30 protein-coding genes are annotated in these 24,887 nt (G+C 66.8%); 8 read left to right on the top strand and 22 right to left on the bottom strand.

Translation table 11 applies throughout. From position 1 onward, the window contains the following. Positions 1–281: 281 nt before the first annotated feature. Entirely contained in the window at positions 282–1,043 is a 762-nt protein-coding gene (locus MKK65_RS00910; RefSeq protein WP_243954508.1) for a hypothetical protein, read from the top strand. Positions 1,044–1,188: 145 nt separating this feature from the next. On the opposite strand, the gene MKK65_RS00915 is transcribed toward MKK65_RS00910, so the two are convergent. From MKK65_RS00915 to MKK65_RS00925, 3 genes are all read right to left on the bottom strand, one after another. Beyond that, positions 1,189–1,377 carry a hypothetical protein gene (locus MKK65_RS00915; RefSeq protein ID WP_243954510.1) on the bottom strand — a complete coding sequence of 63 codons (189 nt, stop codon included), beginning with the start codon at positions 1,375–1,377 and terminating at the stop codon, positions 1,189–1,191. A gap of 389 nt (positions 1,378–1,766) precedes the next feature. Next, on the bottom strand, positions 1,767–2,270 hold the full coding sequence (locus MKK65_RS00920; protein WP_313902009.1) for a protein-tyrosine-phosphatase: 504 nt from the start codon (positions 2,268–2,270) through the stop codon (positions 1,767–1,769). A gap of 227 nt (positions 2,271–2,497) precedes the next feature. After that, complete coding sequence (locus MKK65_RS00925) at positions 2,498–2,947, bottom strand: Rap1a/Tai family immunity protein (protein ID WP_243954514.1); 450 nt, start codon at positions 2,945–2,947, stop codon at positions 2,498–2,500. On the opposite strand from MKK65_RS00925, the gene MKK65_RS00930 reads away from it, so the two are divergent. After that, a complete protein-coding gene (locus MKK65_RS00930) occupies positions 2,946–3,425 on the top strand; it encodes a hypothetical protein (RefSeq protein WP_243954516.1) in 480 nt (159 codons plus the stop codon). The genes MKK65_RS00925 and MKK65_RS00930 overlap by 2 nt on opposite strands. An 11-nt stretch (positions 3,426–3,436) precedes the next feature. Here MKK65_RS00930 and MKK65_RS00935 read toward each other — a convergent pair whose 3' ends face one another. From MKK65_RS00935 to MKK65_RS00945, 3 genes are all read right to left on the bottom strand, one after another. Then, positions 3,437–3,709: a DUF3761 domain-containing protein gene (locus MKK65_RS00935; RefSeq protein WP_313902010.1), complete on the bottom strand. Its 273-nt coding sequence runs from the start codon at positions 3,707–3,709 to the stop codon at positions 3,437–3,439. Positions 3,710–3,730: 21 nt separating this feature from the next. Beyond that, positions 3,731–4,255, bottom strand: coding sequence for a hypothetical protein (locus MKK65_RS00940; RefSeq protein WP_243954557.1), 525 nt, complete (start codon positions 4,253–4,255; stop codon positions 3,731–3,733). Positions 4,256–4,397: 142 nt separating this feature from the next. Further along, positions 4,398–4,730: a hypothetical protein gene (locus MKK65_RS00945; RefSeq protein WP_243954520.1), complete on the bottom strand. Its 333-nt coding sequence runs from the start codon at positions 4,728–4,730 to the stop codon at positions 4,398–4,400. A gap of 465 nt (positions 4,731–5,195) precedes the next feature. On the opposite strand from MKK65_RS00945, the gene MKK65_RS00950 reads away from it, so the two are divergent. The 4 genes from MKK65_RS00950 to MKK65_RS00965 all read left to right on the top strand — a co-directional run bounded on the left by MKK65_RS00950 (position 5,196) and on the right by MKK65_RS00965 (position 6,472). Then, complete coding sequence (locus MKK65_RS00950; protein ID WP_243954522.1) at positions 5,196–5,357, top strand: hypothetical protein; 162 nt, start codon at positions 5,196–5,198, stop codon at positions 5,355–5,357. A gap of 149 nt (positions 5,358–5,506) precedes the next feature. Continuing rightward, positions 5,507–5,872, top strand: a complete 366-nt coding sequence (locus MKK65_RS00955) for a hypothetical protein (protein WP_243954524.1) — start codon at positions 5,507–5,509, stop codon at positions 5,870–5,872. 2 nt (positions 5,873–5,874) lie between these two features. Beyond that, positions 5,875–6,108 (top strand): hypothetical protein, encoded by a 234-nt coding sequence (locus tag MKK65_RS00960; protein WP_243954526.1) that lies wholly within the window; start codon positions 5,875–5,877, stop codon positions 6,106–6,108. A gap of 88 nt (positions 6,109–6,196) precedes the next feature. After that, a complete protein-coding gene (locus tag MKK65_RS00965; protein WP_243954528.1) occupies positions 6,197–6,472 on the top strand; it encodes a GNAT family N-acetyltransferase in 276 nt (91 codons plus the stop codon). Positions 6,473–6,578: 106 nt separating this feature from the next. Here MKK65_RS00965 and atzF read toward each other — a convergent pair whose 3' ends face one another. Genes atzF through MKK65_RS00990 form a run of 5 tightly spaced genes read right to left on the bottom strand, consistent with a single transcriptional unit; the run spans position 6,579 to position 11,918 of the window. Beyond that, positions 6,579–8,369 (bottom strand): allophanate hydrolase, encoded by a 1,791-nt coding sequence (gene atzF, locus MKK65_RS00970; protein WP_243954558.1) that lies wholly within the window; start codon positions 8,367–8,369, stop codon positions 6,579–6,581. Between the two features lie 49 nt (positions 8,370–8,418). Then, the gene (locus MKK65_RS00975) at positions 8,419–9,333 is read right to left on the bottom strand and encodes a polysaccharide deacetylase family protein (protein ID WP_243954530.1); all 915 of its coding nucleotides are present in this window, start codon (positions 9,331–9,333) and stop codon (positions 8,419–8,421) included. Next, positions 9,333–10,115 carry an ABC transporter ATP-binding protein gene (locus MKK65_RS00980; protein ID WP_243954532.1) on the bottom strand — a complete coding sequence of 261 codons (783 nt, stop codon included), beginning with the start codon at positions 10,113–10,115 and terminating at the stop codon, positions 9,333–9,335. Before MKK65_RS00980 ends, MKK65_RS00975 begins: the two co-directional genes overlap by 1 nt. Beyond that, a complete protein-coding gene (locus MKK65_RS00985; RefSeq protein ID WP_409565344.1) occupies positions 10,108–10,971 on the bottom strand; it encodes an ABC transporter permease in 864 nt (287 codons plus the stop codon). The genes MKK65_RS00980 and MKK65_RS00985 overlap by 8 nt, the downstream gene beginning before the upstream one ends. Then, positions 10,968–11,918 (bottom strand): ABC transporter substrate-binding protein, encoded by a 951-nt coding sequence (locus tag MKK65_RS00990; protein ID WP_243954534.1) that lies wholly within the window; start codon positions 11,916–11,918, stop codon positions 10,968–10,970. The genes MKK65_RS00985 and MKK65_RS00990 overlap by 4 nt, the downstream gene beginning before the upstream one ends. Positions 11,919–12,035: 117 nt before the next feature. Between MKK65_RS00990 and MKK65_RS00995 the strand changes: the two genes are divergently transcribed. Next, the gene (locus tag MKK65_RS00995; RefSeq protein WP_243954536.1) at positions 12,036–12,932 is read left to right on the top strand and encodes a LysR family transcriptional regulator; all 897 of its coding nucleotides are present in this window, start codon (positions 12,036–12,038) and stop codon (positions 12,930–12,932) included. Between the two features lie 390 nt (positions 12,933–13,322). On the opposite strand, the gene MKK65_RS01000 is transcribed toward MKK65_RS00995, so the two are convergent. From MKK65_RS01000 to MKK65_RS01045, 10 genes are read right to left on the bottom strand one after another with little or no spacing between them, the layout of a single operon-like run. Further along, a complete protein-coding gene (locus MKK65_RS01000; RefSeq protein ID WP_243954538.1) occupies positions 13,323–13,667 on the bottom strand; it encodes a RidA family protein in 345 nt (114 codons plus the stop codon). A gap of 29 nt (positions 13,668–13,696) precedes the next feature. Next, the gene (locus MKK65_RS01005; RefSeq protein WP_243954540.1) at positions 13,697–14,857 is read right to left on the bottom strand and encodes an NAD(P)/FAD-dependent oxidoreductase; all 1,161 of its coding nucleotides are present in this window, start codon (positions 14,855–14,857) and stop codon (positions 13,697–13,699) included. Then, complete coding sequence (locus MKK65_RS01010) at positions 14,854–15,480, bottom strand: hypothetical protein (protein ID WP_243954541.1); 627 nt, start codon at positions 15,478–15,480, stop codon at positions 14,854–14,856. The genes MKK65_RS01005 and MKK65_RS01010 overlap by 4 nt, the downstream gene beginning before the upstream one ends. Beyond that, positions 15,477–16,850 (bottom strand): NAD(P)/FAD-dependent oxidoreductase, encoded by a 1,374-nt coding sequence (locus MKK65_RS01015; RefSeq protein WP_243954543.1) that lies wholly within the window; start codon positions 16,848–16,850, stop codon positions 15,477–15,479. Before MKK65_RS01015 ends, MKK65_RS01010 begins: the two co-directional genes overlap by 4 nt. Then, positions 16,847–17,179: a (2Fe-2S)-binding protein gene (locus tag MKK65_RS01020; protein ID WP_243954545.1), complete on the bottom strand. Its 333-nt coding sequence runs from the start codon at positions 17,177–17,179 to the stop codon at positions 16,847–16,849. The genes MKK65_RS01015 and MKK65_RS01020 overlap by 4 nt, the downstream gene beginning before the upstream one ends. Next, complete coding sequence (locus MKK65_RS01025; RefSeq protein WP_243954547.1) at positions 17,160–18,305, bottom strand: NAD(P)/FAD-dependent oxidoreductase; 1,146 nt, start codon at positions 18,303–18,305, stop codon at positions 17,160–17,162. The genes MKK65_RS01020 and MKK65_RS01025 overlap by 20 nt, the downstream gene beginning before the upstream one ends. Beyond that, complete coding sequence (locus tag MKK65_RS01030) at positions 18,302–19,102, bottom strand: ABC transporter permease (RefSeq protein WP_243954549.1); 801 nt, start codon at positions 19,100–19,102, stop codon at positions 18,302–18,304. Before MKK65_RS01030 ends, MKK65_RS01025 begins: the two co-directional genes overlap by 4 nt. Next, positions 19,099–19,995, bottom strand: a complete 897-nt coding sequence (locus tag MKK65_RS01035) for an ABC transporter permease (protein WP_147907920.1) — start codon at positions 19,993–19,995, stop codon at positions 19,099–19,101. Before MKK65_RS01035 ends, MKK65_RS01030 begins: the two co-directional genes overlap by 4 nt. After that, positions 19,992–21,041, bottom strand: a complete 1,050-nt coding sequence (locus MKK65_RS01040) for an ABC transporter ATP-binding protein (protein ID WP_243954551.1) — start codon at positions 21,039–21,041, stop codon at positions 19,992–19,994. Before MKK65_RS01040 ends, MKK65_RS01035 begins: the two co-directional genes overlap by 4 nt. Next, complete coding sequence (locus MKK65_RS01045; protein WP_243954553.1) at positions 21,041–22,081, bottom strand: ABC transporter substrate-binding protein; 1,041 nt, start codon at positions 22,079–22,081, stop codon at positions 21,041–21,043. Before MKK65_RS01045 ends, MKK65_RS01040 begins: the two co-directional genes overlap by 1 nt. A gap of 185 nt (positions 22,082–22,266) precedes the next feature. Here MKK65_RS01045 and MKK65_RS01050 point away from each other — a divergent pair, with 185 nt between their 5' ends. Further along, positions 22,267–23,151: a LysR family transcriptional regulator gene (locus tag MKK65_RS01050; RefSeq protein WP_147907923.1), complete on the top strand. Its 885-nt coding sequence runs from the start codon at positions 22,267–22,269 to the stop codon at positions 23,149–23,151. Between the two features lie 271 nt (positions 23,152–23,422). Here MKK65_RS01050 and MKK65_RS01055 read toward each other — a convergent pair. After that, on the bottom strand, positions 23,423–24,887 hold a 1,465-nt coding region (locus tag MKK65_RS01055; protein WP_243954555.1), incomplete at its 5' end, for an ATP-dependent RecD-like DNA helicase.

Genomic DNA, 24,887 nt, shown 5'->3' on the forward strand with positions numbered 1-24,887 from the left:
CAAGCTACACGGACTGGGCGCCGCTCGCTCGCCGTCCAGGAGAGTTATGAACGGGTTCACGCACAGCCGCACCCCCGTATGTGACCGCGGCTACCTTCGAGCGCTCATCATAGCGCTCAACGCATCCGACGAGCCCGAAACCGCCAAGATCGGCGCCGAGAGGCTGACCTTGAGGACGCAGAAGCGTCGGTGCATCAAGGCAGGCGCGCGCGAGGATAAGGCGGAGCTTGCCAGAGCGCCCGGGTGACTAAACAAGCGCAAACCGAAGGCGGCTCGTCATCGTGACCAAGAACAGCACTTTAGATCGGCTTGAGCCGGCCTTTGATCGTTTCCAAGAAGCGCACTTCTGGATACATGGATTAGAGCGATACTACCACCAAGCCGAGCCTTTTCGGTGGCATCTCAACGTGTTCATCAAGGCCATTAAGGAAATCGTCCCACTTGTGCGCAAGGCGTTACAGAATGAGAGTGGCTTCAAAGATTGGTTTGAACCATTTGGTGAGAAATTATCGGCGGACCCTTTACTCCGCCATCTGTTCAAAAATCGTGACTACGTCGTTCATCACGGTATGCTAGCCCTCGAAAGCTCAGGGTCGCTCGGTATTACGGAAGGCCGCGGCATAAAGCTCGGGCTCAACTTCCCGGTTAATCCAAACGAAGACAGCGATGATGCCATGGGAGCATTCATCCGTGCCTTGGCAGTGAATGGAGATTTCTTAGGCTTTCTAGCAGAAGATGAAGACTCGCTACCTTGTGTTGAGAGATACTGGCGACTTCCCGGTATCGATGAAGATGTCGTTGATGCATGCGCGCGGGCTTGGCTCATTCTCGGCGAAACGATGGCGGCAGTCGCCGAGTGGTGTGGCATCGAGCGACCGCAATTCAACCTACAATGCAGGCATTCTAGCCAGCAGCTCCACTTCAAGGTCTATAATCGGAAATCCTTAAGAGCCAAACTTCTGGATCTACGAGCCCAGCCCAATTTTGTTATGGCAGCGGATGCGCACGACGCAGCGCCCCTTTCCATGGAGGACGAAAACTAGATCAACTCGCGCTGTCTCGTTTGCGCGAAGGAAGCGTTCGCGAGACGTAGTCCATTAAGCCCGACGCTGCAAAGGATCATAACTGTCATTGCTTCCGCTCGGCCCCGCCCCGATCTGCTCACGGAGCGGGGCGGAAGTCGGCTGATCAAAAGCGGCGCATGTAATCTCCGAGTTCGAGGCTCATCCCCGCTTTGAAGCCGATGTGCCATGCCTGGACGTCAGCAGTTCGCATGCCGGACTCCTGATGCCCCCGGGCCACAATGATCCCGACCTGCTCGATCCGGCGCACGACGCCCTCAACGCTGCCTGTCTCCGGGCTCAGCGTCTTGATCATCTCGCTCGTTGCAAGCCGGCCAGATTTTTCGCCTCGATCGATGGGAGCTAGCGGCTTGCTATGCGGCGGCATGGGTCTCGAATGCCTCACCTCAGTGAGCCGATACGCAATGCGGCTCGGCAGCAGGATGAGACCGGACGGTTACCGGGGCGTGGCGGAGGTTCGGCGGCGGCGTCCCGCGCCGGGATCGCGGCACGAAAAAGCCCGCGCCGGTGGGCCCCGGGCGGGCTTGTCCAGATCCGAGCCCCGAGGGGTGGCGGGGCAGGATCCGTGAGCATTGTATCGCGGCCGCGGATACAGAAAAGCCCCGCGCGGCGGATGCCGGCGGGGCTGAAGGTGGTTCCGGGACGAACGAGCGGTAGACCCGCGCCGGGCCGGCAAGCCTCTGGTCAGGACCGTTCCGCGAGATCAACCTCACGCCCGCGGTGATGCTGGCGCATGAAGTCGGCGATGTGGCTGCGTATCTCGACCTGATGTCGATAGATCCGGCCGGCGGCTCGGACGAGTTCGCCACCGCGGCCCAGCTGCTCGTCGGCGAACTCCATCATGCGGAGGTTCGGCCAAGCCTTCGCGCGCATGTCGAGCACCCGTGACAGCAGAGTGTCCGCGCTCTGATCTGGGTAGACCTGGGCCAGCAGCATCGTGAGTGCTGCGGTCGAGCGTGAGATCCCCGCATGGCAGTGAACGAGGAGATGGCCCTTCCGACGGCCGGCTGCGGACGCCGCGAGATCGCGCCCGAACGACAGGATCTCGGCGACGTGCGAGGCCTCCGGCAAGATCACATCGGGTCCGGGCTCGATCGCGTCGTGGAAACGCAGCGTCGTCCGGTGATGCGGGGCAAAGCGCACGAGCGCGGCCGGTTCGGGCTCCTCCGGATCGAGGATCGAGAGCACGTGCGTGACCTGCCGGGCCTCGTGCTCGACCAACTCCGGGATGCCGCAGACGGTCAAGATGGAGATCGCGATCGGCTTCATGATCCGCCGGTAGCATGAGCAGCGTTGCCGACGGTAGCGGTCAAAGCGCCGCCAATTGGCTCGCCAGCCGCGATCGCAGAGGCGACGAAGGCCAGCAGATCACTTCCGCCAGCGTCAGGAAAGGCTGCAGCCCATTGGCTTGCCTCTCACGGTCTGCACGGCCAGGCCTCGCCCAGCGCCTGGCTCACCACGATCGCTGCCGGGAGTGGTCGGCTCTCGGGGCGGGTTTCGAGGTAGCACAGCACCAGCATGATGGCATCCTGGGCCGCAGCGGTCTGAGGATCGCAGATCATCGGCTTATGGGCTTGGCCCTCGGGCGCTCCTGCCGCATCCCGCATCCCCTGCAGCCGAGCTCCGTCTATGAGGCCTCGGATGAAGCTGGGACAGACCCACTGTCCGGCGACCTCCCATTCGGCCGAGGCTTGATCGTGGCAGATCTCGTAGAAGCGCTCACCGGTGAGGTGCTGCGCGTGCGCTGGGCCGCACGAGCCAGCGACGATGGGGAGCGCGAGGCCGAGCGCCTTCCCGGCGCGTCGCGCCCGCGATAGCTTCACCGGGCGATACCGCCACGCAGCGCGCTGGAGACTGCCCGCCATGATCCGCCCCGTCTTATCCGCTGCCCTACTCTCCCTCGCGGCTGCCGGCTTCGCCACGCCTGCAATGGCTCTGTCCACCAAGGACTGCTCGGTAAAGTACCAGGCCGCAAAGCAGGCCGGGACGCTCAACGGTCAGAAGTGGAACGACTTCCGCAAGGCCGAGTGCGGGGCGGCTCCGGATGCGGCGACGAACACCGTGCCGAACCCGGTAGCGCCGGGCGCCACCAAGACCGCTGCACCCGCCCCAGCGCCGACAACGTCAGCTTCTCGCGCCGCGCCGGCGCCTTCTCCGGGATCCGCCGCATACCCCCGGGCGATCGATCCGAAGTACGCCAAGGAGTCGGCCGGCAAGGCTCGGATGCACACCTGCCTGGACAGCTACAACGCGGCCAAAGCCGCAGGCACGCTCGGCGACGCCAAGTGGATCCAGAAGGGCGGCGGCTACTACTCGGCGTGCAACAAGCAGCTTAAGGGCTGAGCCATCGAGGCCTAATAGCAGTCGCGGCCCGCGGAGATCCAGAATCCCACGCCGCCGTGGTGCGAGCACGTGCCCTGTCGGTGCTGGCTGAAGCTCCAATCGCCGTCGCGGCAACGGGCGGTGGCGTCCACCGAGGGCGACGATCGCGAGCTGCCAGCGGTCCTACTTGCTGGCGAAGCGGTAAATCTCGACATCGACCTCGATGTCATCTCGGGTAAAAGCTCCGGACAGCGAGGAGTGCTCGAACTCGCTGTCGTCGTCCTACATCCCGTCCCTCCCAGCATCGCTGCGCGTGTGCTGCTCCGCTACTCTGCAGCCTGGGCAGGCTCATCGTCCGACGGATCAGACTCCGCGCCCTCAACCTCTTCGTTTTCAGGGTCATCGTTCACTAAAGCCGTGGCTGGGGTGCCCGTCCGGTAGAAGTCGCCATTCCGCACCAATTCGCCGCTCGTCGACATCACGCTGAGGTACGTGGCCAAGGTGTTGGCTGCCACGTCCGTCAGGCGCTCGGTGATTTCAGCGTGCGTCAGCCCCTCGGACCCGGCTTCCTCCAGGAGCGCTTTCAAGCGTCCCTTGGCAGAGTTGGCCCGGGGGCCACGGGGACCACGAGTGGCACGAGGTTGACCGTCTTCCGCGGGAGCGCGGTGGCGCTTCGGCTGTTCGTCGGAATGCTCGTCCATCGACGTGCCTTCAACGATCGATGCGAGCGACCGCTCGGCCATACGGAGCTTCGTCAGCTCGCCACTCATCCGCTCGTACTCGGCCTCAAGGGTCTCGCGCTGATGCCTCACGCTGGCCAGGGCCTTCGCGAGCGTATCGTCATTTGCCATCGGTGGATCGACTTCTTCGGTTTCGGGACGTGGATCTGCGGATGCGGTCGCGATGCGTATCAAGTGGCGCGCTCCAGATCCTCGCGGTGCTGCACATATCCCCGGCTGATGGGTCCGTCTGTGACGAAGAGCGATGCCGTGTTCATCTGCTGGCCCCGGCGCGACGCTTAACGGCGCCCAGGAACTGCGACAGGTGCCCCACAACCTCGTCGCCGACAGACGCGGCTGGGGAAGCGTTGGAGCTTTCCTCGACCCGCTCGGCGCGCTTGGCGACTTCAATCAGAACTTGCTCCACCGACGGGGGCCAGGGAGCCTGATTATTCTGAAGCATCCGAGCGGCCCGGACCATCATAATGAACTGCTCCGGCGGGATCGTCGTCCCGGCGGCATGCTGCTCAAGGATGCGGTCGGCGATCGCCGTCGCTAGCCTGGCGACCTCGATCAGCTTGTCGGGCTCAGTGTGAGAGCCCTTCATTTCAGGTAGCCCTTTGCCTTTAGGTGCTCAGAAACGACCTCTCGGACGGCGTCGGGCCGAGAAGGTTTTGGCTCTGGTTGATCTGCAATCCAACCATCGAGCGCGTCTAGCATTGGCCGGTGCATGCGCGCGCGGACCTCCTCGCTGTCAACAGAGGGGCGGCCACGCGTCGATTTTTTGCGCGCATTAATTGACATACCTATTTTATACGCGCATAAAATACGGGCCGCAACGGGGCTGGCACCCCGAAACGGCCCTCACCAGACACGTCCTTCGGAGACGATCATGGCTACCAGTAAGCCTACAGCACCGGCGCGCGCCGGTGAACGCCCGCGCTCGCCTTCTTGCCCCTTTACAGACATCCCAGACTTCAGCCAGCCAGTCCCAATTCGCCGGCCGGTCGTGATCGACACAGTCCGCGAGCTTCCGACCGAACGCCGTACCCCCATCCTGCCGAATGAGCCGATGCCTGGCGCCATCGAGCCGTGGGAGGCTGTAGCTCCTATTCGCCCCGACACGGCGCACGTCCGTGCCCGGCGCTTCCTGGATCTCGCTGGCGAGGCTTTGGCCGCGGCTCTCATCATCGCCGGGGGCATGTTCGCCTACGGCTACCTCCCTCTCGCGTGAGGGAGAGGACCATGACCAAGTCCTCCGCTAGGAAGGCACCTGCCACCTCACGCCCCTCTCTCCGGGACCGCGCAGCTGATGTGGGCGCCTCGGCCGCGCGTGTTCTGGGACGGAAAACCGAGGACCCGGCCGCGCCTCGACCCATGCCGTTGGCCAAGACGCAGGCTGACGCTGTAGATTTGAGCGGCTTGGGCATCACCCAGCTCAGCAATCTCTTCGACGTATTCGAGGCGATCCACAACCAGTGGCTCGCGGTAGGCTGTCAGCCGTTCGCAGAGAGCCATGACCCAATCGTCGGCGTGCGTCCGAATGCAGCTGGCAATCTTGCTGAGCAGGAAGCCTCGCGTGCGGCCCTGATCCGTGACCGCATCGCCGATGAGGTGCGCCTGCGAAAGCCTCAGGACGACTGGCAGCGCGACGAAGCTCTAAGCCTGCGCATCAAGGACGAAATCTTATGCGAGGGGGCGATCCGGGATCGCGATCTCCTCATGGAAGCCGTGAAGGCCTGGGGCTGATCATGAGCAATGTCGTTCCATTTCCCACCAGCCGTCGGGTGATGGCCAAAGCCATTCCGCGAGAGGAGTTCGAGCAGCTCGCGGAGCTCGCGCTCGATGTCGTGGAGCGGATCGTTGCGCTGTTAGATGATCGGGACGGAGAGCCTGCCGCCCAAGCCGGCGACAGGGGTTTCCAGCCCAACAATTTCCACAGCACGCAAATCCAGTCCAATTATCGTGGCCTTGAGATGGAGTGATAGGCCGGACACCGACGAGAACTATGGCGTTTCAATCCGGCCGGAGGTGGTAAAACGCGCTCCGCTTGATGTCAGGCGAGGGAAGAGCATGACGGACTTGGTGCGCAACAACGTCGACCAAAGCCGCTTCGAGCTGGTGGCCGGAGATGCAGTTGTGTTTGCAGATTACCAGCGCGAAGCAGGCTGCCTCATCATCAGCTACGTCTACGCACCACCTGCCTTGCGAGGCACCGGAGCTGCTGGACGGCTCATGGAAGGCGTGGTGGCTCAGGCCCGGGCAAGCGGTGAGCGGATTGTACCCCTGTGCGGCTACGCCAGGACTTGGCTGCACAGGCACCGCGCGCACCGCGATTTTATCGCGTGAGGTAGCCAAGACAGGCTATTCATATCAATCAGGATCGTCGGCCTTGATAAGCAAGGTGCGTGGCCGATCCTTTGTGTCCATGGACTTCATAGAAGCAGCAGGTCTGTTAGGCCGCGGCGGCACCGGCCACGTAGCTGCGCCAGCCGCCGAACTGCGTGATGTCGACCGCACCTGCGATGCCAGCCGCCTCGACGAGAAAGCCCTTCGGTGCTGTCCCGTCGGCGAGCCACAGGGTGCCGATGCCGAGGGGCGTCGGGATGGCAGCCACGAAATCACCGAAAGCGGCGGGCGGCAGCGCCCAGACCTCCGTCTCGATGCGGCTGCCTTCGCCTGCGGCCACCCGGAGTAGACCTGGGCGCTGCGGCGGCCCGCCCGGCAGGGCGTAGAGGCGGTAATCCGGCCCGGTCGTCACAGCGCGCAGGTAGCGGGCGCCGCGCTCAGTCAGCTCGCGGTTCAGCGGCAGGCCCGAGAGATGCGCGCCGACGACCGCCAGCTCAATCTCGCCCGGCCCCGCCCGGGCTGGACCCGGCTCCACCGCCGGAACAGCCATCGTGCTGGCGCCGATCCGCTCAGCGGAGGCCGCGTGCAGGCGCGAGCCGAGAGCGGCGAGGAGGCCGTCCGACCCGCGCGGCGCGAGCAGAGTGATCCCTGCGGGAAAGCCGTCTTCCCGTTTCCGCCCCGGGACCGCGAGGGCGCACCAGTCGAGCAGGTTGACGAAGTTGGTGTAGGTCCCGAGCTCGCTGTTGGGGCCGATCGGGTCCGCCGCGACGGCCGCGCAGGTCTGTGGGCGCGGATAGGTCGGCACTGCCAACACGTCGACGTGCTCCCAGACGGCATCCGCATCCCGGCGCAGATCCGCCAAGCGGTAAAGGCCCGCGAAAGCGTCCGCGGCGCTGTAGCGTTCGGCGGCGCCGATCACCGCCCGCGTGGTGGGGTGCAGGATCCCGGGGCGCGTCTCCATCACCGGGCGGATCGCTGCGTAGCGCTCTGCGACCCACGGTCCGTCGTAGAGCAGCGCCGCCACGGCGAACATCAGGCTCAGGTCGACCCGCGCCGCTGCGCCGGCAAGCGTTTCAAGGTCGGCGACGGAAGCAGCGAAGGCCGCCTCCGAAAGGTTGTCGCCACCGAAGCGCAGGCTTGCCGCATCCGGGAGCCCGAGGCGCAGGCCCGGCGGGAGCCCCGCGGGGACGGGAGCCACGGGCAGCACCCGCGACCAGGGATCCATCGCGTCTGGACCCAGCATGGCGCGGAAGGCCGCATCGGCGTCGGCGACAGTACCGGCGAAGACCGAGAGCGTGTCGAGGGTGCGGCAGGCCGGGAGCATCCCGCGGCTGGAGATCGCGCCGAGGGACGGCTTCAGCCCGACGACGTTGTTGAGCCCTGCCGGCACCCGGCCCGACCCCGCCGTGTCGGTCCCGAGCGCGAACGACACGATCCCGTGGGCGACCGCGACTGCTGAACCACTGCTAGAGCCCCCGGGCACATAGGCTGGGTCGATGGCATTGCGCGGGGCAGGATGGGGGGTGCGCAGGCCGACGAGCCCGGTGGCGAACTGGTCGAGATTGGTCTTGCCGATCAGGATCGCCCCGGCCGCGCGGAGCCGTGCAACAGCGTGCGCGGTCTCGGTGGGGGTGTAGGCGAAATCCGGGCAGGCCGCAGTGGTCGGCAGGCCGGCCACGTCGATGTTGTCCTTCACGGCGAAGGGCACGCCCCAGAGCGGCATCGCCGCGGGGTCGAAAGGCGGGAGCGCAGCCGCTTCGGCTTGAGCCTCCGTCTCCGGCACCAACGCGAGGAAGATTCCGGGATCATCGACTGTCACGAGTCGCCGGTAGCACTCGGACACTACTTCGCGCGGGTCCAGGCCCGCCGCATAAGCTGCGTGCAGGTGCGGGATCATCGGGAAGGGGGGCACTGCGGCTCTCCTCGTCTTTGGCCGGCTCGGGGGTTCAGGATTCGTCACCAGAACCGAGATACCAGTCGAGGATCTCGGTCCCCTGCATGAAAACCGTGTCGCTGCGCGCGACCAGGGCGTCTAGCAGCCGTTCCAACAGGCCGATGCGGTGTGGAACGCCGGTGATGTAGGGATGGATCGCGAAGCTCATCACCTTGGCGCCGCCGAGCGGACCGGGACCTGCGGCCTCGGTTGCGAGGCGGTCGAGGTTGGCCAGCGCCCGATCTACGAACTCGTCGGCCCGGTGGTGCTGGATTGCTAGCAGCGGAATGTCGTTCAACTCGACGGAGTAGGGCAGCGCTACGAGGGACCCGGTGCGCGTCGCCACGCGACAGGGGCGATCGTCGACCACGAAATCGCCGACGTATTCGATGCCGGCCGCGTGCAGATGATCGGGCGTATCGAGGGTCTCGGTGAGGCCCGGGCCGAGCCAGCCGCGCGGCGGACGCCCGGTGACCTCCGCGATCGCCGCGACCGTGCGCGCAATCATCTCGGGCTGGTCCTCGACCCGGTGGGTCGGGACCTGATGGAAGCCGTGGGCCATGAACTCCCAGCCCGCCGCATGGGCGGCTTCGGCGATGCGGGGATAGGCTCTGCAGACCGAACCGTTGATCGACAGGGTCGGGCGGATGCCACGGCTGGAAAAAGCCTCGAGGAAGCGCCAGAAGCCGACCCGCATCCCGTACTCGTGCCACGCCCAGTTCGGCAGGTCGGGCAGCAGGCTCGCGGCGGTCGGCGGCACCAGGATCTGGCGCGGCATCGGATGGTCGATCAGCCAGTGCTCGACATTGACCACCGGCCACACGGCGACGTGCTTGCCTTCGGGCAAGGTGAGCCGAGGGCGGTCGACGGCGGCGCGGTAGGCCAGACGGTTCTCGGGCCTGCGAGGGTCGTCGAACGTGAGGTCCATCAGGCAGCCGCCCGCGGCGCGTGGTGACTATGAAGTTGCGCGGCCAGCATTCGGCGCAGGTCGTTGAAGGCCGGGCTCGACACATCGCGCCGCCGCTTCAGGTCGATCGCGTGCACCGCCTCGATCCGGCCGGGACCGGGCGACATCATCACGATGCGGTCGGCCAGGAAGATGGCCTCCTCGATGGCATGGGTGACGAACAGGATCGTCAGCCCGGTGCGCGACCAGAGGTCGAGCAGCTCGTCCTGCAACCGCTCGCGGGTCATGGCGTCCAGCGCCCCGAAGGGCTCGTCCATCAGCACGACCTCGGCCTCGTTGGCGAGCACCCGGGCGATGGCGACCCGCTGCTTCATCCCACCCGAGAGCTGGTGCGGATAGGCGTCGGCGAAGGCCTGGAGACCAACGAGCGAGATGTACCGCTCAGCGACGTCGCGCACTTCGGCTGTGGGCCGCCCGCGCGCCTTCGGGCCGAAGCCGATGTTGTCGCGCACGGTGAGCCACGGAAACAGGCCATAATCCTGGAAGACCATGCCGCGGCTCGGCCCCGGCCCCGCGATCGGCTTGCCCCACATTAGGGCCTGCCCGGAACTCGGCGCCTCGAAGCCGGCGGCGACTCGTAGCAGCGTCGACTTCCCACAGCCCGAAGCGCCGAGCAGGCAGACGAACTCGCCCCGAGCGACGGTGAGGTTCGCCTCGCGCAGGGCCTCGGTCCAGCGACCGCCCGCTGTGTAAGTCTTCGATACCGCGCGCAGGTCGAGGATCGGGATCGAGGGATCAGCCATGGTTGGGGCTCCATGCGAGCAGCCGACGGCCGAGCTGCATGACCAGCCAATCGGAGACGAAGCCCGCGACCCCGATCACCGCCATGCCGCAGATTACGATCTCGGTGCGCGACAGCTGGCGCGCCTCCATGATGATCGCGCCGAGGCCGGTCTGAACGCCGGTCATCTCGCCAACCACGATCACCACCCAGGCGAAGCCCAGGCCCAGCCGGAGACCGGTGAAGATCGACGGCAGGGCGGCCGGCAGAACCACCCGGGCGAACTGCGCCGGCCCGGTGCAGCCCAGCATTGCGGCCGCCTCGAACAGGCGCGGCTCCACCGAGCGCACCCCGAACACGGTGTTGACCAAGATCGGATAGAACGCTCCGAGGAAGACGAGAAAGAAGGCTGAGCGCGGACCAAGGCCAAACAGGATCATCGCCAGCGGCAGCCACGCGGTGACCGGGACGGGCCGCAGGACTTGCAGGACTGGATCGAGGAGCGCCCGGACAAGCGGGACGCGCCCGATCAGCAGGCCGAGCGGTAGGGCTGCGGCGGCGGCCAGCGCGAAGCCGCCGTAGACGCGGCCGAGCGACGCCGCGAGGTGCGTCCACAGTGTGCCGCTGAAGGCGTCGTCGTTGACGCCGCCGATCGCGAGATCCTGCATCTCCGCCCAGACCTCGGCGGGCGGCGGGATCAGGCTAAAGGGCCGGCCTGCGGTGGCCACCTGCCAGACGGTGACGAGCAAAGCCGGCACCACGCTGGCCAGTCCCAACCGGCGCAGGCGTGCGAGCCCGGCCCCGGTCCTGGCCGCGGGCCTGGATGTCGATCCGACCGGCGACGCCGGCAGGGCGCCGGCCTCGATCCCGGTGCTCACGCTCGCCCCATCGCTTCGACGAAGCGGGTGTCGATGAAGCCGGGCTCCGGCAGGCGCTTGATCTGCTTGAGCGCCAGCATGTGCTGGGCGTAGGCCCCGGCCTGTCGGACTTCGTCCGGACCGAGGCGCCAGGTCAGCTCCACGTTCGGGGCTGAGAGCTCCAGCGCCTCGCGCTTCTGCCCGAGCTTGGCCACGGCCATGGCGATCATCGCGTTGCGGTCGCCGGCGGCAAAATCCGTGGCCTTGCGGTGGATCTCCAGCATGGTCCGGACGAGGTCCGGGCGCTCGGCCAATGTGTCGCGGTGGGCGCCGAACACCATGTTCAGCGCTCCCATCTCGGTGCCGTAAGGATACTCGACGAGCTGGCCGATGCCCGAGGCGAGGCTGACGCCGGGACCTGGCTCGGCGCCAACATAGGCGTCGATGTCGCCGCGGGCCAACGCGATGTGCATCTCCGAGAACGAGATCCGCACGGGGGTGATGTCCTTCACGGACAGTCCCTCCATGCGCATCCGTTCGAGGACGAAGACCTCCTGGGTGCTGCCGGGCCAGATCGCGACCCGCTTGCCCCGCAGGTCCTTGATGGCGCGGATGTCCGAATCCTTCTTAGCGATCACCGCCATCCCGCGGTTGCAGGTGGAGGCGATCACCACGAGCGGCTCGCCCGCGGCGGCTCCCAGCGTCGCGGCAGCGATGCCGAAGGTGCCGAAATCAACCGACTTGGTGACAACGGCGTTCTTGCATTCCGTCGGGCTCTCGAAGGGCACCACCTCCACCGTCACGCCCGCGGGAGTGAAGCGCTCGTAGAAACTCGGCGCGATCGAGTGGATCAGCTTGAGCGATCCCATCCGGATCGTGACGGGCGTGCCCTGGGCGCGCGCGCCAGCCAGGGGGCCAAGAGCGAGGCCGGCCCCGAGACCGGCCATAAGGGTGCGGCGGCAGATCATCGAACGGCTCCTTCAGAGTCCCGATGCCGCGAACGCTATGAGTCTCCCCTGTTGCAAGGAAGTGCTATTTGATGATCGTGCCGTTGCTTCGCAGGCAACGGCAAGCATGATGGAGGCATGAAATACCTGCGCACGGTAACCTATGTCGCCGAAGTCGCCCGGGCCGGCTCGATCCGACGCGCGGCGGAACGTCTGAATCTCACGCCCTCGGCCCTGACGCGGCAGATACAGGACCTTGAATACGAGCTCGGCACGCCGATCTTCGAGCGTCTGCCACAGGGAATGCGGCTCAACGCGGCCGGCGAGCTCTTCGTCCGCCACATCCGCGACCAGGCCGCGGATCTTGAGCGGGTGCGCTCGCAGATCGCCGACCTGTCGGGGGTGCGGCGAGGGCACGTGGCCCTAGCCTGCAGCCAGGCCTTCGTCACGCAGGTGGTGCCGGAAGAGGTGGAGGCCTATCGTGCTCGCTTCCCGCAGGTCGGCTTCACGGTGCAGGTCCGCGACCACGCGCAGGGAGTGAGCGCCCTGGCGGACTTTGAGGCGGATCTCGCCCTGATCCTGCAGCCGCCACCTTCGGCGGAGCTACATCCGCTCTATTCCGGCCAGCAGACGCTCTGCGCATTGATGCGCAAGGGCCACGCGCTGGCGGCGGAGACCGGGCCGGTGCGGCTGCGTGATTGCCTGGCTCACGCTCTGGCACTGCCCGACCATTCGTTGGCCATCCGCCACCACATAGAGCACGCGCTGGCTCGGCGCGGCGTCGAACTGCGGCCGGCGGTCGAGTCAGGATCGCTGGAATTCTTGCGCAATCTGACTCTACGCGAGGACGTGATCAGCCTTCAAATCCCCAGTGGCATCCCCCAGGATCCGCGTCTGCGCAGTCGTCCTATCGACACGCGCGATCTGACGCCGATGACGCTGGTTCTCGCGCAGCTACGCGGGCGATCTCTATCGGTAGCCGCAGCGAAATTTGCCGATCAGCTTGTTCTTCGGCTCAATCGGGAAGCAGTCTGACCAATCGTTCGGTTGGGTGTTACTAGCAGCGCTGGCTAACGTGCCTTTTATTTTCTAATAATCTTTCCGAATTCTCCAGACGATCGCAGGCATTTAAACGGATATTGATTTATTGCATTTTATGTTACATACATAAATTACTAATCAATTATCTCAGAATGCTACCAGTTATGAATTAAAATTGCTAAATCAGATGTCTGCGTCCTGATCTAGTTTCTGTGTTGTGAAATGCTACGTATTCAAAGAGACAATTGACTGATTTTATCTATTTTTACATCGGTGAGCAGAACATGCCGCCTGCTCCACCGCCCGTCACTCCTGCCTCAGACAAGAACGTAGATTTTAGAGCGGCAGGGAAGCGTAAATGAAAGACACCATTCGATTCACGCGCTACTTCGCAGCTGTGATCACGGCCTCGATCAACACTTTAGGACCTAGCTCAGCAACGCCGATGGTCGATCGGCTTGGCAGAATTTCTGGAGCCAACCATGCGGTCCAGGCCTCGTTCATCTCGTCCTTCAGATTCATGTCGGTGATGTAGAGCGTGGCTGTCAGGATCTTGCTCTTGTCGCTCCCCGTCTCGCTGAGCAACGCATCGACGCGAGCCAGAACCTGCTCTGTCTGCCCCTTCATCGAGGCCGAACGGTCTTCAGCGACGATGCCGCCCAAATATAGCACCCCACCATGCTCGACGACGCGATGCATGATGGGCGTGCGGATATGACGTTGGATCACAGGTGAGGTCCTCTCTGCGGATGGTGAACTCAGCCTGCCGGCTGCGGCAGGGCGGGCCGGAGGCTTGAGCTGAGGGGGACGCGGCCGAAGCGGTCAGCCGCGAAGGGCTCGATGGGGAAGCGGGTTCGTCCATCGAGGAGGAGGTCGGCGATGATGTCGCCGATCACCGGTGCCAGGGCAAAGCCGTGACCGGAGAAGCCGAAGGCGTGCACGAGCCCGTCCGCGACCGACGAGCGGCCGATCACCGGCAATTCGTCCGGCGTGACGCCCTCGATGCCGGCCCAGGCGTGCACGATGCGCGCGTCGCGGAGGATCGGGAACAGGTCGAGGGCTGTGCGCGCCGAATAGGCGAGACGCGGGACGTCGAGGCGCACCTGACCGGTGTCGAGATCCGCCAGGCCCTTGTGGCCGCCGCCGATCATGACGTGCCCGCTCTCGGATTGCTTGAAGGAGAGCGGCCGCCCGGCTGCGCCGACCACGGGTGTCAGGAACGGCGGCAGACTGTCGGTGAGGAGCATCTGGAACGCGTTAAAGCCGAGCGGGATCGCTTCACCCACCGCCCGGGCAAGGCGCCCGCCCCAGGCACCGGCCGCATTGACGAGATACGGGGCTGCATAGGTGTCCGCGTCCCGGCTCTTCAGGATCCAGCGTCCGTCCCGCCGCTCGGCGTCGGAGACGCGCACGCCCTCAAGAATCTCCGCCCCGGCGGCTGTCGCTGCGCGGCCGAAGGCCTGCGTGGTCCGGAGCGGGACCGCGTAGCCGTCGCGCCGCGCGATCAGGCCGCCGACCACGTGGCCGGCGACGGCCGGCAGCAGGCCGCGCAGAGTTTCGGCATCCACGACCTCTTCGTGACGGAATCCCAGCGCTTGCATCTGCGCCGCGCGTTCGGCGAGGCGGGCAAGTTCGGCCCCGGTCTCGGCCACCCGCACCTGCCCGACGCTGCGGAAGCCGCAGGTCTCGCCCACCAGAGTGGCGATGCGATGCCATCGGTCGAGGGCTTCCAGCGCGAGCGGCACCTCGGCGACGTGGCGGCCCAAGGTGCGCACGCCGCCGGCTGAGTAGCCTGACGCGTGCGCGCCGACCTGCTGCGCTTCCAGTACGCGGACCCGGATGCCGCGCAGGGCGAGATGCAGGGCGGCAGAGAGGCCGTGAAGCCCGCCGCCGACCACGAGGACGTCGGACTCCCTCATGCGAGCTCTCCACCGTCCAGCTGCGGCGGATGCGGCTCCGGCGCCTCCGCGACGAAACTCGCAAGTGCCGCGAGGCTGACGGGCCGGGCCGGCCGGACCGGACCCGCAAGGATGCCGTGCGCGCGCAACCGCGCATCACGGGCCGGATCGGCGGGACGCTCCAGAAGCGCCGCGAGGTCGAACGGATCCAGCCACGCCGTTCCGCTAGACTCCGGAAGCGACGCCGGGAACGGGGCTGCGGCAGACCCCGCCATCAGCGCCTCGGCAGCGGCAGCCCCCTGCCTTGCCGCGGCGTCCGCCGAGTCCGCGCCGGTCACCCGGCCGGCGGCCGAGATGCCTGGGACGGTGGTGCGTCCCGCCCCGTCGACAACGAGGTGGCCTTCCGTGAAGGCGCAGCCAAGGCTCGCCAGCAGCAGGGGCTCGTCGGCGCAGACCAGCAGGCGATCGAAGGGCTCCGGCCGGATGCGGCCTGCGCTCTCGATCCAGAGGATCCCGGGCTCGGCATGCCAGCCAGTCGCCTGCGGGCGCGCGATCAGCACGGCCCCCGGCAGCCGGGCCAGGGCTGCCCTCCCAGCCGGACCGCCGCCCAGCACGCAGATCCGGAGCGCCACGGGCGCGCTCACGCGGCCGCGTCCTGTGGTTCCCGCGCGAGCTCGCCGACAGTCATCGGCTTGAACGGCGCCCGCGGCCGGAGCGCGCCGACCTCCTCCATCGAGGTCCCGCGGATTTCAGCGATCAGGCCGGCGACCACGGTCCCGCACATGCGGCCCTGGCAGGGGCCCATGCCAGCGCGCAGGAACGCCTTGACCTGGTTCGGCCCGGTGGCGCCGAGCCGCGCGGCCTCGCGGATCTGGCCGCCGGTGATCTCCTCGCAGCGACACACGATGGTGTCGTCCGCGGGCGCCAGCACAGTCGGTGCGGGGGCGTAGAGCCGGTCGAGAAAGGGTCGCAGCGACAGCGCGGAACGCAGGGAAATGCGTGGGGCCGCCGCGCGCGCATCACGGGCCGCGGCATCGAGCTTCCCCAGGCGGTGGGCCGCGTCGATAGCCGCCAGCCGGCCGCTGGCAACCGCCGCCTCCCAGCCACCGATGCCGCCGCCATCGCCCGCGACTGCCACGTTCGGGTGGCTAGTGGCGCCCCAGGGGTCGAGGCGGGGCCGCCAGCACAGCTGCCGCGCGTCCCAATCGTGGTCGAGGCCGAGGGCCCGGGTGATGTGCGTCGACGGGATCACGCCCTCGTGCAGGAGCAGCGTGTCGCAAGGCAGCGAACCTCCATGCCAGTGCACCGCCTGGACGTGCGCGTCGCCCTCCGCCCTCAGGTCGCGTACGCCCCGCACGACCTGAAGGCCGCGTCGCTTAGCCTCCCGGACGAGCGCAACGCCCTTACCGAGGAGCCGGCGGCCGGTCCAAAGGCCGCCAGCGCGGAACGCATCCCAGAGCGCGCCGCCGGCACCGGTCTCAAGCAGCGTCAGCGGCCCGACCCCGGCACGCAGAAGCTGGACCGCCAGCAGCCAGCACAAAGGTCCCTGGCCGGCGATCACCACGGCGCCCTGCGGGACGGCGCCGGCGGTTTTCAGCAGGATTTGGGCCGCGCCGGCGCTCATCACGCCGGGGAGGGTCCAGCCGGGGATCGGCACCGGTCGCTCCTGAGCGCCGGTGGCCAGCAGCACGCGCCGGGCCGCGAGTTCCGACGAAGCCCCACCGGCTTTCACCGAGAGCGCTCCTGTGTCTGGCGCGAGATGCCACAGCGTCGAGGAAGGCCTATAGGCGATCGTCGTGACGCCCCGGAATGACCCGGTGAGTGCACCGCCGGCGTCCAGGAACTCGCCCGCGAGGGCCGGGTCGCCGGAGGCGGATTCCACCGCGCGGAACACCTGCCCGCCAGGGGCAGCCTGCTCGTCGAGCACGGTGACCGAGAGCCCCAGCGCGTTGGCCTCAATGGCGGCGGCCATGCCGGCCGGGCCGGCGCCCACGATGGCGAGATCGTAGTTCATGCGGCCTCCGGGGCATTATGGTGGGGCCGGGCCGCGCGCGGTCCCTGCTGCGGCTCGATGCGCATGCCCGGCGCCACCGGGACCAGGCAGGCCTGGCGGTTGGCGACGCCGTCGATCTCAGCGAGGCAATCGAAGCAGATGCCGATCATACAATAGGGCAGGCGCGGAGCTCCGCTTACCGGCGTCGTGCGGATCGCCGGGGCGCCGGAGAGCAGCACCGCGGCGGCGGCGGAAGCGCCCTCGGGGACGCGGACCACCGCGCCGGCCACGTACACGTCCACCAGCCGGTCCCGCGGGGCGGGGCGGGCTTCAGGCCGCCTTCTGAACATCGAACCGTCTCGCGCTGAAGGGGGACATCTCCGGCGCCAACGCGCCGGCTGCGATCATCGGGGCGAGCAGGTGCGCATGCGCCCCCGCCAGGGTCACGCCCGAATGGCAATTGGCCAGGAACGCCCCGGGGCAGCGCTCGGACTCGTCGTAGATCGGCTTCCCATCGGGCGACATGACCCGCAGGGCCGCCCAGGCCCGGACGATGTTCAGTTCAGCGATCCACGGGAAGGTCTGCACCGCCCGTTGGGCGATGGCCCGCATGATCGCGGGGGTCTGGCTCAGGGTGTCGAAACCCATGTCCTCCTTGCTGTCTCCAAGGAGGAGCGAGCCCTCGTCGGTCTGGCGGACGACGTGGGTCGGCAGAGCGAGCACCTCGCGGGTGCGTTCCGTGACGAGGATTTGGCCGCGCTCGGGGCGCAGCGGAGCGGCGAGGCCGACGAGCGGTGCAAGGTCGGCGTTGCCCAACCCGGAGGCCAGCACGAGCCGGGGCGCCCGCACGATCGCCGTGCCAAGGCTGACGGAAAAATCGTGGGGTGCCGCCGTGACGGCCTCGACCCGGGCATTCGGCCGGTAATGGCCGCCCGCCCGCTGGAACGCCGCGTGGAGCGCGCGCAGGAGATGCAGCGGGCTCGCATGCCCATCGTAGGGGGTCCAGGAGGCACCCACGACCTTGGGCCCGAGTCCCGGGACCATGTCGCGTAGCTCCGCGACACTCAGCATGCGGTATTCGTAACCGGCATTGCCGGCCTCTCTGCGGAGCTGCCCCATCAGCGCGTCGCGCTGCGCCATCTCCGCGTCCGAGAAACAGAAATGCAGGCCGCCCGGCTGGTGCAGGCCGACGCCGATGCCGGTAGCCTCGGACAGATCCTCGGCGAGCCCCGGCCAAGCCTGCGCCGAGCCATGGGTCCAGTGCTGGTAATGGGGTGCGCCCAGGCCCTTCGACTGGACCCAGATCAACCCGAAATTGCCCCGGCTGGCCCGGTGGGCGATGTCGCCCTCGTCCAGCATCAGCGTGGACAGGCCTTGCCGCTGCAGCCCGTACGCGATCGCCGCGCCCACGAGTCCGCCGCCAACCACGATGGCATCGCGCGTCTCGTCCTGCAGCGTCTGTGTTGCCGAAATCATGCGCGGCGCTCCCCGGTGAGGAGGCGGTCGATCGGGTAGAAGCGATCGAGCACCAGGAGGACCAGGGCGGTGCCGAGGATCAGGGCAGCCGACACGGACGCGACCAGCGGGTCGGTCATCTGGTCGATGTAGTTGAACAGCTGCACGGGCAGCGGGTTGGCGGACGGGGAAGCCAGGAACAGGCTAACCGTCAGCTCGTCGAAGCTCGTGACGAAGGCCAGGATCCAGCCCCCCGCGACGCCCGGGGCGATCAGCGGCAGGGTCACCCGACGAAACACGGTCAGGCGCGAGGCCCCGAGGCTCTCTGCGGCGCGCTCGATCCGCGGATCGAGACCCGACAGGCCGGCCCCCACGAGGCGCAGCATGTAGGGGGTAATCACGATGACATGCGCGGTGACCAAGCCCGCGAAGCTGCCCGAGAGGCCAAAGCCGGAGAAGAAGCGCAGCAGCGCGACGCCCAGCACCACGTGCGGGATCATCAGCGGCGAGGCTAGGATCGCCACCAGAGCCCCGCGACCGGGGAAGCGCCACCGGGCGATCGCCAGAGCTGCCGGCACCGCGATCAGCGCGGATAGCGTGGCGGCCGTCACGCCGAGGCGCAAGCTGAACCAGAAGCTTTCCAGGAAGCGCGGGTTGTCGCCGATCGCGCGCCACCAGCGCAGGGAGAGCCCGTTGAGCGGCAGGGCGAGGTAACCCTCCCCGGTGAAAGATACGCCGATCACCACGAGCAGCGGTGCCAGGATGAAGGTGAGGAACAGCGCGTGGAAGGCCAGCGCCAGGGGACCGTTGCGGCTCATGCCCGGCTTCCTCCCTTGCCACCTTCCGCGACTTCGCCCAGGCGGCGCATGGCCCGCGTCTCAACGAAGCGTGTCCAGATCAGCGTGGCGGTGAGGATCGCCACCATCAGCAGCGTCGCGAGCGCAGCGCCGAGCGGCCAGTTCAGCGTGTTCAGGAACTCGTTGTAGGTCATGCTCGACACGACCTTGAGGCGCTTTCCCCCGAGCATGGCCGGGGTCGCGAAAGCCGAGGCCGACAGGCAGAACACCATCAAGGCACCGGCCATGATGCCCGGCATGACGTTCGGGAGGACGACGCGGCGGAACACCGTCAGACGGCTCGCCCCAAGGCTGAAGGCCGCGCGCTCCAGCACCGGATCGAGCCGACCGAGACTCGCCCACACGGACAGAACCACCAAGGGCACCATCACGTGCACCAGGCCGATCACCACGGCGAGTTCGGTGAACATCAGGCGGAAAGGCGCGCCTGGCACACCGAGGATCGTCAGTACCTGGTTCACGAGCCCGGTCGTGCCGAGCAGCACCATCCAGCCGAAATTGCGCACGACCACCGACACGAGCAGCGGCCCGACCACGATCAGCAGCATCGCACCGCGCCAGCGCGGAGCCATGCGGTAGATGATCCAGGCTTCTGGCACGCCAACCAGCAGGCAGATCGCCGTGGTCCAGAGTGCGATACGCAGAGTCCGCAGCAGCGATTCTGCGAACAGGCTATCGGTCAGCAGGTCGCGGTAATTCTCCAGGCCCCAGCCGGGCAGGATGCCCTTCTCGAAGTCGAACCCGTGCAGGCTGAGGAGCAGCACGCCACCGAGCGGCAGCAGCAGCGCGCCGGCATAGACGACGAGGGAGGGCGCCGCGAGAAGCGCAGGGGTCAGGTTACTCCGGCCGTTCATGCGCGTTCGAGCCGGCGCAGGCTGTGGGCATCCCAGTCTAGCGTCACCGGGGCACCCTCGTCGTGCGGCACGGAGCCGGTGTTCTGCAGCATCACGGCGAAGCTCCCGAGCGCCGTCTCGACGGCGTAGAGCCAGAAGCCCCCTAGGAAGAGGCGCGACTGCACCCGCCCGCCGAGCCCTGCGGCCCCATCATCGCCGATGCGCAGGCGCTCCGGCCGGATGGTGAGCAGGATGTCGCCCTGGCGATCGGCCAGGTCCGGCGGCAGTGCGAAGCGATGCCCCCCAGCTTCCGCCTGGCCGCCCCCCGCGCAGGCGGGCAGGCGGTTGCTGCGTCCCAGAAAGTCGGCGACGAAGTCGTCCGCTGGGACGTCGTAGGCCCGCCACGGTGCATCGATCTGGACAATGCGGCCGCCCTGCATGATCGCAACGCGGTCGCACAGGGCCATCGCCTCCGACTGGTCGTGCGTGACCAGGATCGTGGTGACGCCGATCCTGCGCTGGAGTTCGCGCAGCTCGACCTGCATTTCCTCGCGCAGCTTCGCGTCGAGGTTCGAGAGCGGCTCGTCGAGGAGAAGCAGGCGTGGCTCGATTACTAGGGCGCGCGCTAGTGCGACCCGCTGCTGCTGGCCGCCCGACATCTGCCGCGGGAAGCGGTCGGCGAGATGGGCAAGGTGGACCAAATCGAGCGCCTCAGCGACGCGCTTTATGCGCTCCGCCTTCGACACCCGACGCATCTCCAGGCCGAACGCCACGTTCTCGGCCGCGGTCATGTGCGGGAACAGGGCGTAGGATTGGAACACCAGCCCGATGCCGCGCTTGGCCGCCGGCACCGTGGTCAGATCGCGCCCATCCATCGTGATGCGGCCGCGGCTCGGGGCCTCGAAACCGGCTATCATCTGCAGCGTGGTGGTCTTGCCGCAGCCGGAGGGGCCGAGCAGGCCAAGGAACTCCCCCGGGGCTACCGAGAAGCTGACCTCACGGATCGCCGTGAAAGCCCCGTAATCCTTGCCGATTCGGTCGAGGGTGAGGAAATGCGGGGCGGCCATCAGCGCTCGACCTCGCGCTGCCAGCGGCGGGTCCAGTCAGCGCGGTTGCGGTTCACCACATCCCAATCGAGCCCGATGAGGCTCTTCACCTGATCCTCACCGTAGATCACCCGGTTGGCGACCTCGGGAGGCAGCTTGGTGGCTGGGTTGGTCGGTCCGGCGCCGTACTGGGTGGCAAAGGCCAGCTGCACGGTCGGCGAGATCATATAGGCCAGGAACTTGTCGGCAAGAGCGGGCTCCGGGCTGCCGGTGACGGCGCATCCCGCGGTCATCAGGACCACGGATCCCTCCTTCGGCCGCACGATGGCCAGGGGGAAACCCGCCTGCTGCATCGCTGCGACCCGCGAGGAGCCCCAGACTGCGAGCCAGATCTCGCCGGACTGGAACATCTCGCTCATCTTGCCCGGGCTGCTCTCGTAGGCGAGGACGTTCGGGTTGATCTGCTGGCGCAGCACTTTGAGGCCCGGCGCAATGTCGGAATCGCTGCCGCCGTTGATGCGCGAGACCATCGCCAGGGTGTGGACGCCGTACGTATTGTCGATGCCCGGGATGGCGATGTGTTGCCGGTATTCAGGCCGGGCGAGGTCCATCCAAGACGTTGGGAGCGGTAGGTTCTTCTGCGCGAAGACATCCTTGTTGTAGGCGATGCCGGTGAAGCCGAAGCCGGTGCCGACGGCCTGATCGCTCGCAAGGCGGGCGATCGGGTACACGGCGTCCCGGGTGGTCTCCGGCAACGGGCGGCAGAGGCCGAGCCCGGCCGCCTGGACCATCGGACCGTCGTCCAGCACGGCGACGCCGATGGTCTGATTGCCGCGCTGCGCCTGCATGCGGGCGAGATTGTCGGACGAGTTGCCGGTCAGGTAGTCGATCCGGACATTGTTCTCACGTTCGAAAGCCGGGATCACGCTGGAGCGCATGACCTGCTCATAGCTGCCACCGTAGCCGGCAACGGTCAGGCGCTGTTCGGCCGCGGCCGAGGAGGCCGCCATGCTGAGCACGGTGGCCGTCGCAGTAAAGAGACCTAGTGTCGACCGCAACATTGCTTGCCTCCGTGAGCAATCGGAAAGCTATTCATGGGCATAAAACGAGCACGTCGCTTCCGGCCTGAGCATCTCCGCGAATTTCCGGCCCCGAATGCTTTACAGCGTGCGATCTCTTGACGAGGGACGCAAATTCATAATTTTTGTCGTTTCATTCCTTTCAGTAGCGAGTTGCAGGATTTTGGATGACCCCGAGCCGGCTTCGCCAGCTGGAAGCATTCCGCGCAGTCATGCAGAGCGGCTCGGTCAGCCGCGCGGCGCAGCGGATGTTCCTCTCACAGCCGGCCGTCACGAAGCTGCTGCGCGGCCTGGAGGACGAGACCGGATTGCCGCTCTTCGATCGCTCGCGCCGCCACCTTCAGCCGACGCCGGAAGCCGTGAAGCTGGAAAGCGACGTCGCGACTCTGTTTGCGGCCGCCGACCACCTGGATCGCACCATCGACGATATGCGGGGAGTCGGAAGCGGAGAGTTGCGCGTCGCCGCCATGCCACTGATGGGTCTGTCGCTCATTCCGCGGCTGCTAGCTAAGTTCGCCCGGGAAGTGCAGCCGGTGCGGATATCGCTCGTGGTGGCGAGTTCGCGTGAGGTCCATGATCTGGTGCAGGCAGGCAATGCCGACCTCGGGTTTGCCCTGCCGGTCGGCCGAAGCGCCCTCGTCGCAGCACCACCGATCGACCTACCTGGACTTGTTGTCCTGCCACCCGGGCATCGCCTCACGCGGAACAAGGCGATTCCGCTTTCTGAACTGCATGACGAACCCTACATCTCACTCGGTCGGCAGTACCGCCTCCGCGATCAGGTCGACGAACTCTTCACTGTCAACGGTGTCGTGCCTCGCCTTGTCGCGGAGACGCAGAACGCGGCAGCCGCCTGTGCCATGGTCGCCGCTGGCCTCGGCTTCGCTGTAGCGGAGGCTGTTACTGTGAGGGCCCTGAAGGGACAGGTTGTCGTGCGGAGATTGCAGCCGACTGTGACGTTCTCGGTCACTGTACTGGGAAGCCCTGGGCGCCCGCTATCAGCCGCCGCCCTGTCCTTCCTTAAACTGGTCCGCAGCGACTTAGATAACTGATCTTTCACTTAATGCGCTGCTAATTTTTGTTGCATGGGCGATTAAAACAATAAATTAAATTTTTTTATCATATAAACAGCAGCCACCCAATTTTACATTACAACAAATCTTGGTAGTTTTGTAGCATTAAATTGGACGGATTGGGCAGTTATTCCGCAGCTTGCTATTACGCGTCCTCATTGCGTCGGCAGGGACTCTGTCCGCTTCTATGGCACCCCTTGCTTCGGGATGATTATCTCGTCCAAACCTCTTGCCTCAGTCCCCACGAACATCAAGCTTCACGCGCTAGCCACTCGCGCAGTTTGGTCCACCGCGGCCGTGTGTTGCCGCCGCGGACCGCGATGCCCAGCGCCTTGCGCTGCCCGAGGAGCACGACCAACCGCTTGCCGCGCGTCACGCCCGTGTACAGGAGGTTCCGCGCCAGCATCGTCCAGTGCTGCATGGCCAGCGGGATCACCACCGCCGGGTACTCCGAGCCTTGCGACTTGTGGATGGTCGTGGCGTAGGCTGGGACCAGCGTGTCGAGTTCACCGTATGGGTAGACCACCTCGCGGCCGTCGAAATCGACGATCACCGCGCCCTCGTCCTCGTCGATGCGGGCGACGGTTCCGAGATCGCCGTTGAACACCTCCCGGTCGTAGTCGTTCTGGCTCTCCATCACTCGGTCGCCGGGTGAGAAGCGCCAGCCGAACCGCTCCACCGAGATGGCGGGGTTCGGGTTCAGCACCGCCTGGAGCTCGTGGTTGAGGTTGCGCGCGCCGAGCACGCCGCGCTGCATCGGGGTGAGCACCTGCACGTCGCGCACCGGATCGAGGCCGAAGCGCGCCGGGATGCGTCTGGTCACCACCTCGATCAAAGTCGCCACCGCCGGCTCGGGCTCGTCGATCTCGATCAGGTGGAAATCGCTGTCCGCGCCCCGCGCAGCCGGCTCGGGCATCTTGCCGGCGTTGATCCGGTGCGCATTCACGACGATCCGGCTCTCGGCCGCCTGCCGAAACACTTCGGTCAGCCGCGCCACCGGGATAGCCCCCGAGGCGATGACGTCGGCCAAGACCTGCCCGGGCCCGACCGAGGGCAGCTGGTCGACATCGCCGACGAGGAGGAGCGCCGCGTGCTCCGGCACCGCCTTGGTCAGGGCGTTCATCAGCGGCACGTCGACCATCGAGGTCTCGTCGATCACCAGCAGGTCGCAGGCGAGCGGGTTGTCCTCGTTGCGCGAGAAACCGCCGTGCTTCGGGTCGATCTCCAGCAGGCGGTGGATCGTCTTGGCCTCGAGCCCGGTCTGCTCGGTCATGCGCTTGGCCGCCCGGCCGGTCGGGGCGGCAAGCAGCACCTGCACGCCCTTCGCCCGTAGAATGCGCAGAATCGTGTCGAGCGTCGAAGTCTTGCCCACGCCCGGACCGCCGGTGATCACCGCGAGCTTGGCGCCGAGCACCAGCCGCACGGCTTCCCCTTGCGAGGGCGAGAGCGTCTTGCCGGTCTTGTCCTGGACCCAGGGCAAAGCCCGGGCGAGGTCGATCTCCGGCCAGGGCGGCGTGCCCTTCGTTCGGCGGAGCAGCCGCTCGGCGATCATCCGCTCGGCGGCGTGCAGCCCAGCCAGGAAGATGCACGCCTTGTCGCCGAGGATGTCCTGCACGACCTCGCCGGTCTCCAGCACGTCGAGCAGCGCCGAGCGGATCAGCGCCACGTCGATGCCGAGGAGGTCGCCCGCGAGCTTGATCAGTTCCGCAACCGGT

Source organism: Methylobacterium sp. J-001 (genome assembly GCF_022829565.1).
Lineage (GTDB): Bacteria > Pseudomonadota > Alphaproteobacteria > Rhizobiales > Beijerinckiaceae > Methylobacterium.

Coding starts and splice junctions, on each gene's coding strand:
- MKK65_RS00915 (WP_243954510.1), bottom strand. CDS start 1,377: ATGATCAAGACGCTGAGCCCGGAGACAGGCAGCGTTGAGGGCGTCGTG.
- MKK65_RS00930 (WP_243954516.1), top strand. CDS start 2,946: ATGATCCGCCCCGTCTTATCCGCTGCCCTACTCTCCCTCGCGGCTGCC.
- MKK65_RS00925 (WP_243954514.1), bottom strand. CDS start 2,947: ATGGCGGGCAGTCTCCAGCGCGCTGCGTGGCGGTATCGCCCGGTGAAG.
- MKK65_RS00935 (WP_313902010.1), bottom strand. CDS start 3,709: ATGCTGGGAGGGACGGGATGTAGGACGACGACAGCGAGTTCGAGCACT.
- MKK65_RS00940 (WP_243954557.1), bottom strand. CDS start 4,255: ATGGCAAATGACGATACGCTCGCGAAGGCCCTGGCCAGCGTGAGGCAT.
- MKK65_RS00945 (WP_243954520.1), bottom strand. CDS start 4,730: ATGAAGGGCTCTCACACTGAGCCCGACAAGCTGATCGAGGTCGCCAGG.
- MKK65_RS00950 (WP_243954522.1), top strand. CDS start 5,196: ATGCCTGGCGCCATCGAGCCGTGGGAGGCTGTAGCTCCTATTCGCCCC.
- MKK65_RS00960 (WP_243954526.1), top strand. CDS start 5,875: ATGAGCAATGTCGTTCCATTTCCCACCAGCCGTCGGGTGATGGCCAAA.
- MKK65_RS00965 (WP_243954528.1), top strand. CDS start 6,197: ATGACGGACTTGGTGCGCAACAACGTCGACCAAAGCCGCTTCGAGCTG.
- atzF (WP_243954558.1), bottom strand. CDS start 8,369: ATGATCCCGCACCTGCACGCAGCTTATGCGGCGGGCCTGGACCCGCGC.
- MKK65_RS00975 (WP_243954530.1), bottom strand. CDS start 9,333: ATGGACCTCACGTTCGACGACCCTCGCAGGCCCGAGAACCGTCTGGCC.
- MKK65_RS00980 (WP_243954532.1), bottom strand. CDS start 10,115: ATGGCTGATCCCTCGATCCCGATCCTCGACCTGCGCGCGGTATCGAAG.
- MKK65_RS00990 (WP_243954534.1), bottom strand. CDS start 11,918: ATGATCTGCCGCCGCACCCTTATGGCCGGTCTCGGGGCCGGCCTCGCT.
- MKK65_RS00995 (WP_243954536.1), top strand. CDS start 12,036: ATGAAATACCTGCGCACGGTAACCTATGTCGCCGAAGTCGCCCGGGCC.
- MKK65_RS01005 (WP_243954540.1), bottom strand. CDS start 14,857: ATGAGGGAGTCCGACGTCCTCGTGGTCGGCGGCGGGCTTCACGGCCTC.
- MKK65_RS01015 (WP_243954543.1), bottom strand. CDS start 16,850: ATGAACTACGATCTCGCCATCGTGGGCGCCGGCCCGGCCGGCATGGCC.
- MKK65_RS01020 (WP_243954545.1), bottom strand. CDS start 17,179: ATGTTCAGAAGGCGGCCTGAAGCCCGCCCCGCCCCGCGGGACCGGCTG.
- MKK65_RS01025 (WP_243954547.1), bottom strand. CDS start 18,305: ATGATTTCGGCAACACAGACGCTGCAGGACGAGACGCGCGATGCCATC.
- MKK65_RS01030 (WP_243954549.1), bottom strand. CDS start 19,102: ATGAGCCGCAACGGTCCCCTGGCGCTGGCCTTCCACGCGCTGTTCCTC.
- MKK65_RS01035 (WP_147907920.1), bottom strand. CDS start 19,995: ATGAACGGCCGGAGTAACCTGACCCCTGCGCTTCTCGCGGCGCCCTCC.
- MKK65_RS01040 (WP_243954551.1), bottom strand. CDS start 21,041: ATGGCCGCCCCGCATTTCCTCACCCTCGACCGAATCGGCAAGGATTAC.
- MKK65_RS01045 (WP_243954553.1), bottom strand. CDS start 22,081: ATGTTGCGGTCGACACTAGGTCTCTTTACTGCGACGGCCACCGTGCTC.
- MKK65_RS01050 (WP_147907923.1), top strand. CDS start 22,267: ATGACCCCGAGCCGGCTTCGCCAGCTGGAAGCATTCCGCGCAGTCATG.